Source organism: Mycobacterium mantenii, assembly GCF_001667865.1.
Classification (GTDB): Bacteria; Actinomycetota; Actinomycetes; order Mycobacteriales; family Mycobacteriaceae; genus Mycobacterium; species Mycobacterium mantenii_A.
The window spans coordinates 1-18,935 of sequence record NZ_LZJP01000103.1 but is presented as its reverse complement, the minus strand read 5'-3'; the positions used below and the strand labels follow the sequence as shown (position 1 = coordinate 18,935).

Genomic DNA, 18,935 nt, shown 5'->3' with positions numbered 1-18,935 from the left:
CCGGCTACAGCCGTCGGTATCCGTCCGCGGTGGCCACCAGCACCTCACCGGCCAGCGGACTGCCGCACGCCCGTTCGCAGCCGACGAAATGACGGTGCCCTTCCGCATCCGCGCCTCGCGCATCCAGCGACTGGGCGGCGTCGGCCCGCACGTCGGCGGCCGAGCGCGCGCAGCCGGGGCTGCCGGTGCAGGCGCTGACGGTCAGCCAGGGCGAGTTCTCGTCGAACACCAGGCCCAACGGCGCCAGCACGCGAAGCGCGACGTCCGCCACCTCTTCGCTGAGATCGCATACCAGCACCGACCGCCACGGCGTGATCACCAGCGGCGCCTCGATCGCGGCCAGGTACTCCGCAGCGCGGGCCGGCAGCACGCCCAGTGGTACCGCGGCGCCCAGCGTCACCCGCCCGTCGTCCTGGTTGATCCAGCCCACCGGCGCCTTGGTGACGACCGGGAATGAGGTGACGCGCGGTTCGGCGCCGGGTAGCAGCGGTCGAATGTCGTCCAATTCCTGGACGCGCCAAGCCGTTCCACGGATGTCGACGAACCGCATCGCGAGGGTGACCAGCGTCTCGATCACCTCGCCGGCCGCCAGCTGAACACCGGTGTCGCGCCCGGCCAGCAACAGCGCGCAGCCGTCGGGGAAGGCGTGCACCCCGACGTCGGCGCGCAGCCCCGACACGTCGGCGCGCCCGTCGTCCAGACCGAACCAGAACCGGCCGCCCAGTTCGGCGAGCCGGGGCTCGCCGCAGATCGCGGCGTCCAGCTCGCCGACCCAGCGCCGCACGTCGAGGTGTCCGCCGGACCGTCCCGACAGCGGTGACGCGACGATGTTGCGGGCCCGCTCGTGTGTCGTCGAGGGCAACAGGCCCGCGGCCGCGAGCGCCTCGGCCACCGCGGTCAGGTCGGTCAGCCCGCGCAATTGCACGTTGCCCCGGGCGGTCAGCTCGAGCGTTCCCGACCCCGAATGGCTACTGACGGCAGCCAACGAGGCCAGTTGGGCGGCCGTGATCATGCCGCCGGGTAGCCGGATCCGGGCCAAGGCGCCGTCGGCCGCCTGGTGCACCTGCAGCGCACCCGGGCATGCGTCGGTGTCGCGCGTCCTGGCCACCCGTCCACGGTACGGCCCCGCCAAAGGTGACGGCCGGATTCCTCTCAGGGGTTGAACACGCGTCAGTACGGGCATCCTCGTGGCCGTGAGAACGGTGGAATATGCCCCGGGCCGGTGGACCGACGTCTTTGGCGAGCCGGCACCGTCCACGATCTTGCTGTGGCATGGCGCGCAAACCGATGCCCGCGCGGCCGTCGGCCCGCTGGCCGGCATGCTGGCCGGGCGTGCCGTAGCGGTGGTGGCACCCGATTGGAATTCCCATGCCGAGGACGGTGGGCGTGCGGACCTGCTGCGATCGCTCGAGTTCGCGCGCAACCTCGCCACCGACGCGGGACGCATCCTGCTCGTCGGGTGGTCGATGGGCGGCGCCGCGGCGGCGGGCGTGACGTTGCGCGCGGCCGAATTCGGCTTCACCCCCGCGCACACGGTCTGCCTCGCCGGGGCTTTCATGATTCCCGATCCGATCTCCGGGTTGCCGCTGACCGACGGGCTTAGAGCCGCCGATGTCGGTTCGCCGTTCACGTTGCTGCACGGCCTGGCCGACGACGTCGTGCCGGTGGCGGCCAGCAGAGAGTTCGCCGCCCACCTGGAACGGATCGGCTGGCCGGTGGAGGTCGTCGAATTGGATGCCGATCACGGGTCGATCGCCGGCGCCGACTACGACGCCGACGCGGACCGTTACGAACCGGCGAGGAACGGACCGGCCCGGATCGTGGCCCAACAGGTCGCCGACCGGATCGCGGCAATGCTGGGCGGTTGAGCGGACCGCCCGCCGAGCCCAGTAGCTGCGAGCGCGCCCCGCTGCGGTACGAATGGTGGGTGGCTGAGCCGACCATCCTGCTGCTGTCGACGTCCGACACGGACTTGATCAGCGCGCGTTCCAGCGGGAAGAACTATCGGTGGGCCAACCCGTCGCGGCTCTCGGACGAGGAACTGCCCGACCTGCTGGCCGATGTCGCCATCGTGGTGGTGCGCATCCTGGGCGGCTACCGCGCCTGGCAGAGCGGCATCGACACTGTGATCGCCAGCGGTGTGCCGACGGTGTTGGTCAGCGGCGAGCAGGCCGCCGACGCCGAATTGACTGGCTTGTCCACCCTGGCCGCCGGCATCGCGGTGCAGGCGCACATCTACCTGGCGCACGGCGGCGTGGAGAACCTGCGCCAGCTGCACGCCTTCCTGTCCGACACCGTGCTGATGACCGGGTTCGGGTTCAGCCCGCCGGTCGTGACGCCGACGTGGGGAGAGCTGTCGCGGCCCGCCGGTGACACCGACGGCCCGACGATCGCCGTGCTGTACTACCGCGCGCAGCACCTGGCCGGCAACACCGGCTACATCGAGGCCCTGTGTCAGGCCATCGAAAACACCGGCGCGCGGCCGATGCCGGTCTACTGCGCGTCGCTGCGCACCGCCGAACCCGAACTGCTGCAACGGCTGCGCGACGCCGACGCCATGGTGGTCACCGTCTTGGCGGCCGGGGGATTGAAACCGGCCACCGCGTCGGCCGGTGGAGACGACGACAGCTGGAACGTCGAACACCTTGCCGCCCTGGATATCCCGATCCTGCAGGGGCTGTGCCTGACCAGCCCGCGCGCCCAGTGGCGCGAAAACGACGACGGCCTGAGCCCGCTCGACGTGGCCAGCCAGGTCGCGGTGCCCGAGTTCGACGGCCGCATCATCACGGTGCCGTTCTCCTTCAAGGAGATCGACGACGACGGGCTGATCTCCTACGTCGCCGACACGGAACGCTGCGCGCGGGTCGCGGGACTGGCGGTGCGCCACGCGCAGCTGCGCCGTGTCGCCCCGGCGGACAAGCGGGTGGCCCTGGTGTTCTCGGCCTATCCCACCAAGCACGCCCGCATCGGCAACGCGGTCGGGTTGGACACACCGGCCAGCGCCGTCGCGCTGCTGCGGGCGATGCGCGAGCACGGCTACCGGGTGGGTGAGCTGCCCGGCGTCGAGGCCGGCGACGGCGACGCCCTGATCCACGCGCTGATCGAGCGGGGCGGGCAGGACCCCGACTGGCTCACCGAGGGTCAGCTTGCCGGCAACCCGATCCGGGTGTCCGCCAAGGAATACCGGGAATGGTTCGCCACCCTGCCCGCCGAATTCACCGACGCCGTGACGGAGCACTGGGGCCCGGCGCCCGGGAATCTCTTTGTGGACCGCAGCAACGACACCGACGGCGAAATCGTCATCGCCGCAATGCAATCGGACAACCTGGTGCTGATGGTGCAGCCGCCTCGCGGCTTCGGGGAAAACCCCGTCGCCATCTACCACGACCCGGACCTGCCGCCCAGTCATCACTACCTGGCCGCCTACCACTGGCTGGACGCCGGCTTCGGATCGCACGCCGTGGTGCACCTGGGCAAGCACGGCAATCTGGAATGGCTGCCCGGCAAGACGCTGGGCATGTCGGCGGCCTGCGGGCCCGACGCCGCGCTGGGCAACCTGCCGATGATCTATCCCTTCCTGGTCAACGACCCCGGCGAGGGCACGCAGGCCAAACGGCGGGCCCATGCCGTGCTCGTCGACCACCTCATCCCGCCGATGGCGCGCGCCGAAACCTACGGCGACATCGCGCGTTTGGAACAGCTGCTCGACGAGCACGCCAACGTCGCCGCGCTGGATCCCGGCAAGCTGCCCGCCATCCGCCAGCAGATCTGGACGCTGATCCGGGCCGCCAAGATGGACCACGACCTGGGCCTGACCGAACGACCCGAAGAGGACTCGTTCGACGACATGCTGCTGCACGTCGATGGCTGGCTGTGCGAGATCAAGGATGTCCAGATCCGCGACGGCCTGCACATCCTCGGCCAAAAGCCAACTGGGGAAGCCGAACTGGACCTGGTGCTGGCGATCCTTCGGGCGCGCCAGCTGTTCGGCGGCGAGCAAGCGCTGCCCGGCCTGCGGCAGGCCCTGGGGCTGGCCGAGGACGGCACCGACGACAGGACCACCGTCGACCACACCGAGGCCGCGGCGCGCGAACTGGTCGGGGCGTTGCAGGCGAGCGGCTGGGATGCCGATGCGGCCGAACGGATTACCGACAACGCCGAGGTCGCCGCGGTGCTGCGATTCGCGGCCACCGAGGTGGTGCCCCGGCTAAACGGCACCGCCGCCGAAATCGACCAGGTGCTGCGTGCCCTGGATGGCCGATTCATACCGGCCGGCCCGTCCGGGTCACCGCTGCGCGGCCTGGTCAACGTGCTGCCCACCGGGCGCAACTTCTACTCCGTCGACCCCAAGGCGGTGCCTTCCCGGCTGGCCTGGGAAGCCGGTGTGGCGCTGGCGGATTCGCTGCTGACCCGCTACCGCGAAGACCACGGGCAGTGGCCGCAGTCGGTCGGCCTGTCGGTGTGGGGCACCTCGGCCATGCGTACCGCCGGTGACGACATCGCCGAAGTCCTTGCCCTGCTGGGTGTCCGGCCGGTGTGGGACGACGCGTCACGGCGCGTCGTCGACCTGGCGGCGATTCCGCTGGCCGAGCTGGGCCGCCCGCGCGTCGACGTGACGGTGCGAATCTCCGGCTTCTTCCGGGACGCCTTCCCGCATGTCGTGACGATGCTCGACGACGCGGTGCGGTTGGTCGCCGACCTGGACGAGCCCGCCGAGGACAACTACGTGCGAGCGCACGCTCAGGCGGACCTTGCCCAGCACGGTGACCAACGCCGCTCCACCACAAGGATTTTCGGATCCAAGCCCGGCACCTACGGCGCCGGGCTGCTGCAGCTGATCGACAGCCGCAACTGGCGTGACGACGCCGACCTCGCCGCGGTGTACACCGCGTGGGGAGGGTTCGCCTACGGCCGTGACCTGGACGGCCGCGAGGCCGTCGACGACATGAACCGCCAGTACCGGCGCATCGCGGTGGCCGCCAAGAACACCGACACCCGTGAACACGACATCGCCGACTCCGACGATTACTTCCAGTACCACGGCGGCATGGTGGCTACGGTGCGCGCGCTGACCGGCCAGGCGCCGGCCGCCTACATCGGCGACAACACCCGGCCCGACGCGATCCGCACCCGCACCCTGTCGGAGGAGACCACCCGGGTGTTCCGGGCGCGCGTCGTCAATCCGCGCTGGATGGCGGCGATGCGCCGGCACGGCTACAAGGGCGCGTTCGAGATGGCGGCGACCGTCGACTATCTGTTCGGCTACGACGCGACGGCTCAGGTGATGGCCGACTGGATGTACGAACAACTCACCGAGCGCTACGTGCTGGACCCGGAGAACCGGAAGTTCATGTCGGAGTCCAATCCCTGGGCGCTGCACGGCATGGCGGAGCGGCTGCTGGAGGCCGCCGGACGCGGCATGTGGGCGGCGCCGCAACCGGAAACCCTCGACGGCCTGCGTCAGGCGCTGCTGGAAACCGAGGGCGACCTGGAAGGCTGAGGCCGCCGGCCTCGGTCCGGTGATCGCCCGCGCGAGTGTGCGGCTGGCCGCACGCTCGTCACCGAACGTGCGGCTGGCCGCACACTCGGCACAAGGCTGAGGCCTCAGATGAAGTCGGACCCGCCGTCCACGTTGACCGCCGCGCCCGTGACATAGCCGTTGCGCCGCGATGCCAGGTAGGCGGTGAGGGAGGCGACCTCTTCGGGAAGTCCGGCACGGCCGAGGTCGCAGGGCTGGTGGAAGTTGTTGTCGATCCAGGTCATGACGTCGACCGGATCGGTGGCGTCGAGCCCGTCGGCGGCGAGGACGTCTTTCAGTGCTTCGGTGAAGCTCGCGGTCACAATGGTTCCCGGACACACGCAATTGACCAGAATGCCGTCCGTGGCAAGGCTTTTCGAGAGGTTCTTGGTGACACTGGCCAACGCCGATTTCGATGCCGTGTAGGCGATGATCCGCGGGTTCTGCCGCTGGATCGAATGCGCGGACAGCGTCACGATGCGCGCCCAGTCCGCGGCGCGCAGCAGCGGCAGGGCGGCACGAATCGATCGAACGGCCGACATGGTGCCGAGGCTGAAGGCCTCGTCCCATTGCGCGTCGTCCATCTGCTCGAAATAGCCGTCGCCCGGCCCGATCGTGTGCACCAGGCTGTTGAGTCGCCCCCAACGCTGCGACACGGCGGCGAAGCCATCGGAGATCGACTCGGCGTCGGTCATGTCAACGCTGATCCCCACGGCATCCGGAGCGCCTGCCCGGCGCAATGACGCCACGGCGGCGTCGAGCGACGCCTGGCTTCTGGCCATCACCGCCACGCTGGCTCCTTCGGCGGCAAGGGTTTCGGCGATGGCCAGCCCCATACCCTTGCTGCCACCGGTGACCACGGCGGTCGATCCGGCAAAACCCAGGTCCATCGTTAGCCTCCCTGAATCGGTTCCCGCACACCGAGTCCGCCCAGGCAAAACCGAAGCATGCGTTCGCGGAGATCCTCGCGGTCGCACGCGCCCGTCGCCCATTGCTCGTTGATGCCGGCCCACACCACCCCGTGAATGAACTGGGCGTCGGTCATCGGGTCGACGAGGTGGAAGACGCCGTCCCGCAGACCGCGCTGCAGCACATCGACGAGCGGCTTCAGCATTTCCGCGTACGCGGGCGCAACCAGTGCGGGGGACTGCGATTGAGCTTCCAACGACAGGCGACGCAAATCGGATTTGTTGGTGTCGAATGCCAAGTCGAGACGACCATCGATCCACGCGGCGACCGCGTCGAGCTCCGTGTCCGCAGCGGCCATCCGGCGTCGCAGCCGCCGTTCCTCCGCGCGCGCCATCTCGAGAAAGAGCGCGGCCACCAGATCGTCCCTGGATTCGAAATGCCGATAGAACGCCCGAGTGCTCAGCGCGGCTCGTTCCAGGACAGCGCCGACGCTGAACTTACCAATTCCCTGCTCCCACAGGATGGTTGACGCGGCCGCCAGAATCTCGCCGCGCACCGTTGCGTCCGGACCCAACTTGTCGCGTCGTCGCGTGCGAGGACTGCTCACGGATTCACGCGGTCGCGTCGTAGGTGGCGAGATAGTCCGCGAACCGCTCGCGAACACTTTCGGGTGTCAGGCCGTAGTCGGCCAGTTCATACTCGTGCGCGCCGCGGGAGCCGGGCCGGTGGTCCGAAGCCCAACGCCGGACGGAAGCAAGGGTGGCATCGGTGAAAGCCAGGCCCAGCGTGTCGTAGCTGGTTTGCAGCGTGCCTACCGGATCCGTTTGCAGGTCCGCGAACGAGACATCGGCGAACCGGCCGTCGCCCATGCGGTTGCGGAAATCCATTGCCCGCCGGATGGCTTCGACCCAGCTGTCGACCTGCTCGGCGCCGAGCTCCCTGGCGTCGTCGCGGTCGCTGCTCCAGCTGCGCACATACCGGATCAGGCTGCAGACCGAACCCATCACCTTGGCCGGATCACGATGGCTCCACAGGAATTTGGCGTCGGGGTATGCCTCGACTAGCGCGTCGAGAGCGAACATGTGCACGGGCGTCTTGAGATGCCACAGCACCGGTGGGCAGCGCCATTGCAAGAGGCGGAGCACCCGACGATGAAAAATGTAAGTCCCGTGCATGTCGCAGCCCATCAACCACGCGAGATACCCCGGTGCGCGAACGGCGCCGTCGAAGTGGAAGGTGCGGAAGCTCATTCCCATCAGGTCCTGGCATTCGGTCGGGGCCGTGGGCTCGGAGTTGTACAGGGTCTTCATCAACGGAAACATGTCGTCGAGCATCTTCAGGCCGGCCTCGGCCTGCGCGATCCGCGGGTCGCTGTGTTCGGTCGCGGCCTCCGGCGGTGGGGTAGGCGCTTGCGATTCCCACATCCGCAGCGATCGGAACTGGGGGTCGGCGGCCACCAGCTGACTCAGCGCGGTGGTCCCGGTGCGGGGGAGGCCGATGACGAAGACGGGACCACCGACCACCTGGTCGTCGATCTCGGGGTGCTGCCGGTAGGCGTCTTCGACCTTGAGGCGTTGGATCAAGGCGTTGCTGATGGTGGCGTGCTGGATGACCCGCCCGATCTCGTTGAGGTCCGCCTCGGCATTCAGCGCCTCGACGATGCGTTCGAGTCCGTCGCGATAGTAGGGCGAACCGAAATCGTCGAGCCCGGTGGCGGCCCGAGCACCATCCTCCAACTCGTCAGCGTCGAATGTCACCGTCCGAACCTTTCGTGGACCGCGCGGCGCCGTGCCGCGAGGACGGATGCGCGCTCTTCGGAGCTGATTTGCGGTGTGTCCGAAGGTAACTCGGCGCGGATATCGCCAAACGGCACGACGCGGGTCTTCGGTGTGGGTGCCGTTTGGGTGCGCACGCAGCGCAGGATTATCGGACCGTTGGTGTGGCCGGCGGTGTCGAGCCAATTTGCGATCCCGGGGTCGCGGTCGCACAGCACCACGCGGACCAGCCCATCGAAATCCACCGTGGCCTGATGGGCGTTGAGGCTGGACTGGTGGCGCCCGTAGTGGATCGTCTCCCACCACGGGTTGCCGATCGAGAAGCTCCAGTAAATGCCTTCCGGCGGTTCCACTTCGACGATGAGCGCCTCGTCGGGGCGCAGCTCCCACCGGCCGATCACCGGCCTGTTCTCCGCGGCCGCGCCCATGTCGGTGCGGTCGATCGGTGGCAGGAAACCGTTGGGTGGTGCCGCGGCGCCGAACTGCAGAAAGAACGCCAGGTTGTCCGCGACGAAGTCGCCGAGGGCGGCCAGCTGGCGGGTCAGCGCCACCTCCGCATCGATGCCACGGCCCGAGGCCGGTGCGGCGCCGCCGAGTCGCTCGATGCGCAGTGACGAGGCCACCTCGGTATCCCAGTCGTAGAAGAAATGCCGCACCGTCAACGTGGGATGCTCGCCCTCGATGCGCATCCAATTGCCCGCTCGCCCAGACGGTTCAGAGGCCGACAGCACCACCTCGAAATTCCCATCCGCGTCCACCTCGAGCTCGTCGACCAACTCGTTCGCGGTGGCGGTGATGCCGTTCATCGTCTGCAGCCCCACGTAGCGGGCGGTGCCGCGATTACCGAACAGCCGGTAGCTCTCCGCGCCGCGCAGCGCGGCCCGGGTGTAGAGGCAGTCCGGGCACTCCATTCCCCAGGTCACGATGTCATCGGTGCTGGTGCGTTGCACGCGCAACATCGGCTCGGGATCGAATCGCAGCACCTCATCGATGCCCGCGGTGAGCAGTACCAGCAGATGCCGGATTCCGGCGGCGGCGTCGATTCGATTGCGGTTGTCCGGCGCGGATTCGACGGTCCGCGCGGCTTCGTCGAGCCGGGTCAAAAGTTGAGACCACGCGTGAAACACATTGGGATGCCTGGTTTCGTCCGGCGAGTCCGGCTCCAGCGCCGCCTCGGTGATCGCGAACGGCAACCATGCCAGCGGCTTCGTCGGATCGCTCACGATTCCCTACTTCGATCGGCGCTCTACGCCCTTAAATGAAAATGATGTTTTCGTTTAAGGTGCCATGACTATCGCAGCCGGGCGCCGACAATGTCAACGGTGCGGTCGCGCAGGGGTAGGTTGTCCTGGTGACGCCAACCTTCGCTGACCTTGCCGAGGCGCAGTACGTGCTGCTCACCACCTTCACCAAGGACGGCAAACCCAAGCCGACGCCGATCTGGGCGGCCTTGGACAAGGGGAGCGGGGACCGCCTCCTCGTCATCACCCAGGAAAAGTCGTGGAAGGTCAAGCGGATCCGCAACACCCCGCGGGTCACGCTGGCGGCCTGCACCATGAACGGCCGCCCCACCAGCGAGGCCGTCGAAGGAACCGCGGCGATCCTCGACAAGTCGGAAACGGCCGCGGTCTACGACGCGATCGGCAAGCGCTACGGCATCGTGGGCAAGGTGTTCAACTTCTTCAGCAAGCTGCGCGGCGGCATGGACAACAATGTCGGCCTCGAGTTGAAGGTGGCGTGAGCCGAAGGCGCCGTGGCCACAGTCCTGATCCCGATCCCGGACCGCGACTTCGACCCGACCGAGGTCGCGGTCAGCTGGCGGGTGTTGACCCGAGACGGCCACCGGGTGGTGTTCGCGACCGAAACCGGCACGCCCGGGGTGGCCGACGACATCATGGTGACCGGCCGTGGACTCGACGTCTGGTCCGCGCTGCCCCTGCTGGGCGCCATCCCGTTCCTCGGGCTGACGCTGCGCGCCAATAGGGAAGGGCGCACCGCCTACCGGGACATGTTGCAATCGAACGAGTTTCGGCAACCCGTCGCCTGGCCGCAAGCCGGCCTGGACGGCGTCGACGCGCTGCTGTTGCCGGGAGGGCATCGTGCCCGCGGGATGCGCAGCTACATCGACAGCGACATCTTGCAACGGCTGGTGGTGGAGGCGTTCGCCCGCGGGCTGGTGGTGGCCGCCATCTGTCACGGGGTGCTGCTCGCCGCGCGCAGCGTCGATCCCGGCACCGGCCGTTCGGTTCTTTACGGGCGCAAGACCACCGCGTTGACATGGGCCATGGAACGGCTGGCCTGGCGGCTCACCCGATTCACCCGGTTCTGGGATTCCGACTATTACCGAACCTATACCGAGCAACCGGGACAGCCCGGCGGCTACATGTCGGTGCAGTCGGAAGTCACTCGTGCGCTTGAAGATCCGGCCGATTTCCGTGACGTCGCCCGCGGATCACCGCACTGGCGGCTGAAAACCTCGGGGATGGTGCGCGACACGCCGACCGACCCGCGCCCCGCCTTCGTCGTCGATGACGGCGACTACGTGTCGGCGCGCTGGCCCGGCGACACCCACACGTTCGCAAAGTTGTTGTCGCAGAAGCTCGACGCCGCCCACTGACCGACTACGTCGCGGCGCCCGATCCCAGATGCTCGCCGAAGAACGCGAATACCCGCCGCCACGCGTCCTCGGTGGCATCGTGGTCGTAGCCGAAACCCGTGATGCGAAGCAACGGTTGGGCCGGCAGCTCGTTGGCGAAGCTGTGCCCGACGCCGGGATAGGTCTTCACATCGGCGGTGATGCTCTTGGCGGCGATGGTCTCCTTCAGCTTCTCGGGCGCGCCCCGTCCCAACGGGTCACGTCCGCCGAAGCTGGCCACGATCGGGCATGCGCCGTCGAGCGTCTTGTCGAGGTTGCGCGGCAGGGGGGCGCCATAGAACGGCGCGGATGCGCCGAAACCCTTGGGCGACATGACAAGAGCGAACTGGCCGCCCATGCAGAAACCCGCGATGCCGACCTGGCCGGAACATTCCGGCATGGCTTTGAGGTGATCGCGGGCGGCCAGAATGTCGTCGAGGGCGCGGCCGCGCTGGGTCTGTAGTTCCTTCATGACCCGGGAGATGCAGCGGATGCGGCCACCGCGGGCATACATGTTCGGGGTGAGCGCCAGATACCCCGCCGCGGCGATGCGGTCATTGGTCGACTGCTTATCCCGGCCGTAACCGAACGCATCGTGGATCACCACCACGCCCGGCCACGGGCCCTGCCCAGAAGGCGTGCTCAGTAACGCATCGATCGGTCCGTCGGGGGTATCGATCTGAATTGTCGTCATAGCGTCATCTAACTGCAATCGCGATGCGGAGCACCACGGGAACTTGGGCGTGGTCCGCGGACGTTGGTCTGGCATGGTGTCGCGGCTGTTGCTGATCTACGCCCTCGTCGAACTCGCGGTGATCTTCGCGTTGGTGTCGACGATCGGATGGGGCTGGACCCTGCTGGTGCTGTTGGCGACCTTCCTGCTCGGCTGGGGTGTCGTGGCCCCGATGGCGGGTTCGCGCCTCATCCGCCGGATCGGCCAATTGCGCTCCGGTCTGACCGAGCAGCCCGCCGCGGCCGGCGACGGTGCGCTGGTCAGCCTGGCCGCACTCCTCGTCCTCGTTCCCGGCCTGGTCAGTACGGCGCTGGGTCTGTTGCTGCTCATCCCGCCGGTACGGTCGACCGTCCGCCCCGGGTTGACCGCCATGGCGGTGCGCACGTTGCAGCGACAAATGCCAGGACTCAGCTACGCGAGCGCTTTCCGCGCGGAGTCTTACCCGGCGTCGTACCCCAGCGGGTCGACCGCCGGCCACGGCGACTACATCGACGGCGAGGTCATCGATGTCCGCGACGTCGAGGCGCCGGTGCGACCGCCACGGTTCGACGGGCGCTGACGCGGTCGCGACCGACCACGTCCTTCACCCGTTGACCGTTATGGCCATCCGAACAGTTGCACGTAGTTTTGGCCTGTGACCGATAGCCCCGCACCGGTGACCCTGCTGGTTAACGGCCGGGTGCACAGCCCGGCCCAGCCCGACGCGACCGCGATGGCGATCCGCGACGGCGTGGTGGCATGGCTGGGCAACGACGAGGTCGGCCGCCGCATGTTTCCCGATGCCGACGTCGAGGACCTGCGGGGCGGTTTCGTGTCGCCGGGGTTCGTGGACAGCCACATCCATCTCACCGCCACCGGGCTGACGCTCAGTGGCCTGGACCTGCGTGCGGCGGCCTCGCACGCCCAGTGCCTGCAGATGGTCGCCGCCCATGCCGCCGCGCACCCGGGCCGGCCGGTCTGGGGGCATGGCTGGGACGAGACGTCGTGGCCGGAGAACGGCCCGCCCAGCACCGGCGACCTGGACGCCGTTCTTGGTGACCGCCCCGTCTACCTGGCTCGCGTGGACGTGCACTCCGCGCTCGCGTCCACCGGCCTGCGCCGGCTGGTCGCGGACCTTCCGGCGACCGCGGGCTTCAGCGCCGAGGGGCCGCTTACCCGGGATGCGCACCATCTGGTGCGGGCCGTCGCCCGGAACCTGCTGACGGCCGAACAGCTCGCCGAAGCCCGCGCCGCAGCCCTGCGGGCCGCCGCGGCCGCCGGCATCGTCGCGGTCCACGAATGTGCCGGACCCGAGATCGGCGGCATCGACGACTGGCTGCGGTTGCGGGTTCTCGAGCAAGGCGTCGAGGTGATCGGTTATTGGGGTGAGCCGGTGAGCAGCCCCGACCAGGCGCGGGAGCTGATGGCGGTGACCGGCGCCCGCGGGCTGGCCGGCGACCTGTTCGTCGACGGGGCACTGGGGTCGCGCACCGCCTGGCTGCACGAGCCGTACGCGGATGCGCCGGACCGCAGGGGGACCTGCTATCTGGATGCCGGCACCGTCGAGGCGCACCTGCGGGCCTGCACGCAGGCCGAGGTCACCGCCGGATTCCACGTCGTCGGGGACGCCGCGGTCGCGACGGTGGTGGGTGCCCTCGAGCGGGTCGTCGCCGACCTCGGCCCGGTCGCCGTCGCCGGCTGCGGGCACCGCCTCGAGCACGTCGAGATGGTCAGCGCCGATCAGGCCGCCAAACTGGGGCGATGGGGCGTCATCGCCAGCGTGCAACCCAATTTCGACGCACTCTGGGGCGGCGCTGACGGCATGTACGTGCGGCGGCTCGGTGCCCAGCGAGGCAGTCGGCTCAACCCCTTTGCGCTGTTAGCATCCCAAGGCGTGCCCCTCGCGTTAGGTTCCGACGCTCCGGTCACGGGCCTGGACCCGTGGGTGAGCGTGCGCGCAGCGGTCAACCACCGCACCCCCGGCAGCGGCGTCTCGGCGCGGGCCGCGTTTGCTGCCGCCACCCGGGGCGGCTGGCGGGCGTCCGGCGTCCGTGACGGCAAGACGGGCACCCTGGTGCCCGGGGCGCCCGCCTCCTACGTCATCTGGGATGCCGGCGACCTGGAGGTGCACGGCCCGCGCGACACCGTCCAGCGCTGGTCGACCGACCCGCGTTCCCGCGTGCCGGCGTTGCCGCGATTGGGCACGGATGATGCACTGCCGCGGTGCCGGCGAACGGTCCATCGGGGCGCTGTGATCCATGGCTAAGGATTGGTTGGGCGGCGACGATCCTGCGGACCAAACCGATGCGGTGGACGAGGGCCGGCCGGAGCTTGCATCGACCGACGCGATCAACGATGAGGCCGAGTCGGAGCGCGACGACGCACCCGCCGACGTCCGTATCGAGCCCGACGCGCAAGACCTCGAGCACGACGGTGAAGCAGACGGGCACGAGGACGCCGCGGGACCGAAATCGCCCGAGGGGCGTGCGCCGGCCGGCGCGGGTCTGGCCGACCGGCTGGGGACCGCCGCGCGCGGTGCGGTGACCGGGCTGGTGGCCGCGGTGATCACACGGCTGCCGGCCGCCCAGGCCGCGATGCAGCCCCGCCTGATCCGGCTGAGTTGCGCGGTGGCGGGCGGCCTACTGTTCTGCGCCAGCTTCCCGGCGCTCAACTGGTGGTGGGGTGCCGTGGTGGCCGCCGCGTTGCTGGCGTGGGTGCTGACGCACCCCGCGACCACGCCGGCGGGCGGCCTGGGTTACGCGTTCCTGTTCGGGCTGGCGTTCTACCTGCCGTTGCTGCCGTGGGTCGGGCTGCTGGTCGGCCCCATCCCGTGGATCGCGCTCGCGACCGTGTCGGCGCTGTTTCCCGCCCTCTTCGGCCTGTGTGCCGTCATCGTGCGTCGGCTGCCGGGCTGGCCCATCTGGTTCGCGCTGCTGTGGGCGGCTCAGGAGTGGCTCAAGTCGAGCGTCCCGTTCGGCGGCTTCCCCTGGGGTTCGGCGGCCTTCGGTCAAACACACGGCCCGTTCCTGCCGCTGGTCCAGCTCGGCGGCGTCGCGCTGCTGTCCATGGCGATCATGCTGGTGGGATTCAGCGCGACGGCCATCGCGCTGGAGATCGTGAAGTGGTGGCACTCCGGTCACCCGGCGTCCCGCGCGGCCGGCGACGCCGGCGCGCAGGATACGGCGCACCACGAGCCTGCGCCGCCCGCGGTGGTGCTGCCCGGTGTCTGCATCTGCCTGGTGCTGTTCGCGTCGCTCATCGTCTGGCCGCAGGTGCGGCACGCCGGCACCGGGTCGGGTGGCGAGCCGTCGGTGACCGTCGCGGCGGTGCAGGGCAATGTGCCGCGGCTGGGCTTCGAGTTCAACGAGCAGCGGCGTGCGGTGCTGGACAACCACGTCCGGGAGACCCTGCGGCTGGCCGACGACGTGCGCTCCGGCGCCGCCCCGCAACCGCAGTTCGTGATCTGGCCGGAAGACTCCTCGGATATCGACCCGCTGGTCAACAACGATGCCGCGCTGGCGATCTCGCGGGCCGCGGCGGCGATCGGCGCGCCGATCCTGGTCGGCAGCGTGCTCGAAGTGCCGGGACGCTCGCCGCAGGATCCCAACTACACCAACACCATGATCGTGTGGAACCCGGCCACCGGCCCGGCCGACCGCCACGACAAGGAGATCGTGCAGCCGTTCGGCGAATACCTGCCGATGCCGTGGCTGTTCAAACACCTCTCCAGCTATGCCGGCCGCGCCGGGAGCTTCGTGCCCCGCCCCGGCTCCGATGTGGTGCACATCGCAGGGGTGCCGGTCGGCGTCGCCACCTGTTGGGAAGTGATCTTCGACCGCGTGCCGCGCCAGGCGGTGCTCGGCGGCGCCCAGCTGCTGACGGTGCCGGCCAACAACGCCACCTTCAACAAGACGATGAGCGAGCAGCAGCTGGCATTCGCCAAGGTCAGGGCCGTCGAGCACGACCGCTACGTGGTGGTGGCCGGCACCACCGGAATCAGCGCCGTTGTCGCCCCCGACGGCGGCGAGCTGGCGCGCACCGACTTTTTCCAGCCCGCCTATCTGGACATGCAGGTGCGCCTCAAGACCAGGCTGACGCCGGCGACCCAGTGGGCGCCGCTGCTGCAATGGGTCATGGTCCTGGCGGCCGGAGCGGTCATTCTGGTCGGGATGCGGCACAATGGATGGTTCCCGCGTTCGATTCGCCTCAGGCCCACGCGTCAATCGAAAGGGGCCGGTGCGACCCCGGGCAAACCCCCGCCCGACGAGCACGACTCAGACACTGAGCCCGACACCCGGGACCGCACGCCGGCGACTGACCACACCCCGTCCGAACAGGGCGGCCGACATTCTTTCGGGCGACACAGAGGAGCTACATGACCACCGGCCAGCCGGCGCCCCACGTCCCGGGCAATCGTCCCAGCCAGCGCGTCTTGGTGATCATTCCCACGTACAACGAGCTGGAGAACCTGCCGGTGATCCACCGGCGGCTCAAAGAGGCGTGCCCGCACGTGCACCTGCTCGTGGTGGACGACAGCAGCCCCGACGGCACCGGCCAGCTCGCCGAGGAACTGGCGGCGGCCGACGCCGGCCGCACCCACGTCATGCACCGCACGGCGAAGGACGGCCTGGGCGCGGCGTACCTGGCGGGCTTCGCCTGGGGGCTGAGCCGCGACTACTCGGTGCTCGTCGAAATGGACGCCGACGGCAGCCACGCGCCCGAACAGCTGCATCGCCTGCTGGACGCCGTCGACGCCGGCGCCGATCTGGCCATCGGGTCGCGCTACGTCGAGGGCGGGACGGTGCGCAACTGGCCGTGGCGGCGCTGGGCGCTGTCCTGGACGGCAAACACCTACGCCCGGCTGGCGCTGGGCATCGGCGTGCACGACATCACTGCCGGCTACCGCGCCTACCGCCGCGAAGTGCTCGAGGCGATCGATCTCGACGGCGTCGACTCGAAGGGCTACTGCTTCCAGATCGATCTGACCTGGCGCACGATCTGCACCGGGTTCACCATCGCCGAGGTGCCCATCACCTTCACCGAGCGCGAACTCGGCGTGTCCAAGATGAGCGGCTCCAACATCCGCGAAGCCCTGGTCAAAGTCACCCGCTGGGGTATCCAGGGCCGGCGGTCGGGTGCCCGGGCCGCCAGGGCCGACAACCGCAGCTGAACCGCGCGTCGGCCCGGGCTGACTTCGCGGATCAGCCCCGGCGGCGGGTCTTGATGATCTCGAGGCGCTCCTTGAGCAGCTCTTCGAGCTCCTCGACCGAGCGGCGCTCCAGCAGCATGTCCCAGTGCGTCCGCGGCGGCTTCACCTTTTTCGGCTCGGGCAGGTCGCCCTCGATCAGCGTGCCTTCCTGGCCGTTGCGGCACAGCCAGGTGCCGGGGATCTCGGCGTCGTCGGCGAAGGGAACCTCGAACTCCTCGCCGTTCTCGGTCCGGTACTTCGCGAGCTGGCGGGGCGCCAGGTCGTGGTTACGGTCAGTCTCGTAGCTCACGGCTCCGAGGCGACTGCCTCTCAGTACGCGATCAGCCATGGCTGCTACTCCTTTAGGTCTTTTCGGAGCTCTGCGGCTCCACAAGGCAATTCCTTGCAATCTCTTCATTTAGCAAACGCTGCGGCGATCTGCGCAGTTCCCCGGCTGAGGGCGGCATACGCGACGCGACCATTCATGATACCGGGACCGCCGAGAAATCCCGACTAAAGTCGGCAGGCGTGAGCCGCCGTACCCACCCGCAGCCGTGTCGCTGGTGCGGTCGGGATGTCACCGATGCGGGAATGGGCCGTCGGCGCCAGTACTGCCGGCAGTCGTGCCGGCAGCGGGCGTACGAACAACGGGCATCCCTGAACCGCAACGGCGCGGCCGCCTTGCCCGAGGATGCCGTGGTGCTGTCGGCCGAGGATGCGGCCGACCTGTCGGATCGCGTCTACCAGGTGCGGTGCGCGGCCGAGGACGTCGCCACGGCCGTCGACGAAGGCGCCGGGGCCGCCGAACTCCGGCAGTTGTGCGACGCGCTGATCCAGGCCGCCAGGGCCGCCGACGGCTGGCGCCGAGCGGGTGTATGACCGCATCGTCGGCAACCCGGACCAGGCCGCACCCGACGTTGCACCGAACGCTCCACGACAGGCGCCTGACCACCGGCTATGGCTAGCCGGGTACAGTCGCGCCATGGACTTCGGGCCACGTCTACGGCGCACCGCGACCCAGCGGGCACACCGGGCACCCTGCGGCACGACTTCTTTGCGCGGCGCGGCGCACCTGTCCATGCCGGTCCTCCCGTAGTAGCCGGGAGCAGCGGACGTTTTGAAATCCTGTCGGAGTTGGCCATACTCACCAGCAATATTCTTGGGTCGGAGAGCAGCACGACGCTGGTCGAACCAGAAACGGCGTCGCCTCGTGCAGCAAATTCCGTCACTCGGCGAAAGTCGCGTCCGGCGGTGAATGACGGCCGAACGTCGTTAGGCGAGGGTTAGGCGAGGTTTGTGATGGTTGATCAACTCCAGCATGCGACCGAAGCGCTGCGTAAAGCGCTGGTCCAGGTTGAGCGCCTGAAGCGCACCAACCGTGCGCTGCTGGAGCGGTCCAACGAGCCGATCGCGATCGTCGGTATGTCATGCCGCTTCCCCGGTGGCGTGGACAGCCCGGAGGCACTGTGGCAAATGGTCGCCGACGGCCGCGACGTGATCTCGGAGTTTCCCACCGACCGTGGCTGGGATGTGGCGAGCCTGTACGACCCGGACCCGGACGCGCGCCACAAGTGCTACGTGAACACCGGGGGCTTCGTCGACGGTGTCGCCGACTTCGATCCGGCCTTCTTCGGCATCGCGCCCAGCGAGGCCCTGGCGATGGATCCCCAGCATCGGATGCTGCTCGAGCTGTCGTGGGAAGCGTTGGAGCGCGCGGGGATTGACCCCAGCGGGCTGCGCGGCAGCGCCACCGGCGTGTTCGCCGGGCTCATCGTTCAGGGCTACGGCATGCTCGCTGAGGAGATCGAGGGCTACCGGCTGACCGGTATGACCTCCAGTGTGGCCTCGGGGCGGGTGTCCTATGTGCTGGGGCTGGAGGGTCCGGCGGTGTCGGTGGATACCGCGTGTTCGTCGTCGTTGGTGGCGTTGCACATGGCCGTGCAGTCGCTGCGCTCGGGGGAGTGCGACCTGGCCCTGGCCGGCGGCGCGACCGTGAACGCCACCCCGACGGTTTTCGTGGAGTTCAGCCGCCACCGCGGATTGGCGCCGGACGGCCGGTGCAAGGCCTACGCGGGCGCGGCCGACGGCGTCGGCTGGTCCGAGGGCGGCGCCATGTTGGCGGTGGAGCGCCTCTCGGATGCGCAGCGGCTGGGGCATCCGGTGCTGGCGGTGGTGCGGGGTTCGGCGGTGAACCAGGA

The 18,935-nt window shown here is 69.1% G+C and carries 15 protein-coding genes and 1 pseudogene; 9 read left to right on the top strand and 7 right to left on the bottom strand.

Annotated features, from left to right (window positions below; genetic code table 11):
- Positions 1–4: 4 nt before the first annotated feature.
- Positions 5–1,108 (bottom strand): precorrin-3B synthase, encoded by a 1,104-nt coding sequence (gene cobG / locus A5688_RS19815; protein ID WP_067914203.1) that lies wholly within the window; start codon positions 1,106–1,108, stop codon positions 5–7.
- An 85-nt stretch (positions 1,109–1,193) separates the two neighbouring features.
- Here cobG and A5688_RS19810 point away from each other — a divergent pair, with 85 nt between their 5' ends.
- The gene (locus A5688_RS19810; RefSeq protein ID WP_067914242.1) at positions 1,194–1,868 is read left to right on the top strand and encodes an alpha/beta hydrolase family protein; all 675 of its coding nucleotides are present in this window, start codon (positions 1,194–1,196) and stop codon (positions 1,866–1,868) included.
- A 59-nt stretch (positions 1,869–1,927) separates the two neighbouring features.
- The gene (gene cobN, locus A5688_RS19805) at positions 1,928–5,500 is read left to right on the top strand and encodes a cobaltochelatase subunit CobN (RefSeq protein ID WP_067914239.1); all 3,573 of its coding nucleotides are present in this window, start codon (positions 1,928–1,930) and stop codon (positions 5,498–5,500) included.
- A gap of 104 nt (positions 5,501–5,604) precedes the next feature.
- Here cobN and A5688_RS19800 read toward each other — a convergent pair whose 3' ends face one another.
- The 4 genes from A5688_RS19800 to A5688_RS19785 are packed head-to-tail and all read right to left on the bottom strand — an operon-like array spanning position 5,605 to position 9,425.
- Complete coding sequence (locus A5688_RS19800; RefSeq protein WP_067826608.1) at positions 5,605–6,408, bottom strand: SDR family NAD(P)-dependent oxidoreductase; 804 nt, start codon at positions 6,406–6,408, stop codon at positions 5,605–5,607.
- A gap of 2 nt (positions 6,409–6,410) precedes the next feature.
- The gene (locus A5688_RS19795) at positions 6,411–7,034 is read right to left on the bottom strand and encodes a TetR/AcrR family transcriptional regulator (protein ID WP_067826606.1); all 624 of its coding nucleotides are present in this window, start codon (positions 7,032–7,034) and stop codon (positions 6,411–6,413) included.
- Positions 7,035–7,038: 4 nt separating this feature from the next.
- A complete protein-coding gene (locus tag A5688_RS19790) occupies positions 7,039–8,184 on the bottom strand; it encodes a sulfotransferase family protein (RefSeq protein ID WP_067826603.1) in 1,146 nt (381 codons plus the stop codon).
- Positions 8,181–9,425: a DUF1214 domain-containing protein gene (locus tag A5688_RS19785; RefSeq protein ID WP_207546709.1), complete on the bottom strand. Its 1,245-nt coding sequence runs from the start codon at positions 9,423–9,425 to the stop codon at positions 8,181–8,183. Before A5688_RS19785 ends, A5688_RS19790 begins: the two co-directional genes overlap by 4 nt.
- Before the next feature lie 128 nt (positions 9,426–9,553).
- Between A5688_RS19785 and A5688_RS19780 the strand changes: the two genes are divergently transcribed.
- Entirely contained in the window at positions 9,554–9,943 is a 390-nt protein-coding gene (locus A5688_RS19780) for a PPOX class F420-dependent oxidoreductase (protein ID WP_067826601.1), read from the top strand.
- Between the two features lie 12 nt (positions 9,944–9,955).
- Complete coding sequence (locus tag A5688_RS19775; protein ID WP_067914200.1) at positions 9,956–10,819, top strand: type 1 glutamine amidotransferase domain-containing protein; 864 nt, start codon at positions 9,956–9,958, stop codon at positions 10,817–10,819.
- A gap of 4 nt (positions 10,820–10,823) precedes the next feature.
- On the opposite strand, the gene A5688_RS19770 is transcribed toward A5688_RS19775, so the two are convergent.
- The gene (locus A5688_RS19770; protein WP_067914197.1) at positions 10,824–11,531 is read right to left on the bottom strand and encodes a dienelactone hydrolase family protein; all 708 of its coding nucleotides are present in this window, start codon (positions 11,529–11,531) and stop codon (positions 10,824–10,826) included.
- A gap of 73 nt (positions 11,532–11,604) precedes the next feature.
- Between A5688_RS19770 and A5688_RS19765 the strand changes: the two genes are divergently transcribed.
- The 3 genes and pseudogenes from A5688_RS19765 to lnt all read left to right on the top strand — a co-directional run bounded on the left by A5688_RS19765 (position 11,605) and on the right by lnt (position 16,719).
- Positions 11,605–12,129 carry an FxsA family protein gene (locus tag A5688_RS19765; RefSeq protein WP_067914194.1) on the top strand — a complete coding sequence of 175 codons (525 nt, stop codon included), beginning with the start codon at positions 11,605–11,607 and terminating at the stop codon, positions 12,127–12,129.
- Positions 12,130–12,225: 96 nt separating this feature from the next.
- A complete protein-coding gene (locus A5688_RS19760; RefSeq protein ID WP_067914191.1) occupies positions 12,226–13,815 on the top strand; it encodes an amidohydrolase in 1,590 nt (529 codons plus the stop codon).
- 328 nt (positions 13,816–14,143) lie between these two features.
- Positions 14,144–16,719: pseudogene (gene lnt, locus A5688_RS19755) on the top strand (apolipoprotein N-acyltransferase).
- A 31-nt stretch (positions 16,720–16,750) separates the two neighbouring features.
- Here lnt and A5688_RS19745 read toward each other — a convergent pair.
- Positions 16,751–17,086 carry an RNA polymerase-binding protein RbpA gene (locus A5688_RS19745; RefSeq protein ID WP_067826585.1) on the bottom strand — a complete coding sequence of 112 codons (336 nt, stop codon included), beginning with the start codon at positions 17,084–17,086 and terminating at the stop codon, positions 16,751–16,753.
- 179 nt (positions 17,087–17,265) lie between these two features.
- On the opposite strand from A5688_RS19745, the gene A5688_RS27915 reads away from it, so the two are divergent.
- Both A5688_RS27915 and A5688_RS19735 read left to right on the top strand, forming a co-directional pair.
- Positions 17,266–17,616: a hypothetical protein gene (locus A5688_RS27915; protein WP_082951009.1), complete on the top strand. Its 351-nt coding sequence runs from the start codon at positions 17,266–17,268 to the stop codon at positions 17,614–17,616.
- A 420-nt stretch (positions 17,617–18,036) separates the two neighbouring features.
- Positions 18,037–18,935, top strand: an 899-nt coding sequence (locus A5688_RS19735; RefSeq protein ID WP_131812165.1) for a beta-ketoacyl synthase N-terminal-like domain-containing protein, incomplete at its 3' end; no start/stop codon positions are given.

What these genes read in the sequence shown, in the direction of transcription:
- A5688_RS19800 (WP_067826608.1), bottom strand. Translation starts at nt 6,408, where the DNA reads ATGGACCTGGGTTTTGCCGGATCGACCGCCGTGGTCACCGGTGGCAGC.
- A5688_RS19770 (WP_067914197.1), bottom strand. Translation starts at nt 11,531, where the DNA reads ATGACGACAATTCAGATCGATACCCCCGACGGACCGATCGATGCGTTA.
- A5688_RS19765 (WP_067914194.1), top strand. Translation starts at nt 11,605, where the DNA reads ATGGTGTCGCGGCTGTTGCTGATCTACGCCCTCGTCGAACTCGCGGTG.
- A5688_RS19745 (WP_067826585.1), bottom strand. Translation starts at nt 17,086, where the DNA reads ATGGCTGATCGCGTACTGAGAGGCAGTCGCCTCGGAGCCGTGAGCTAC.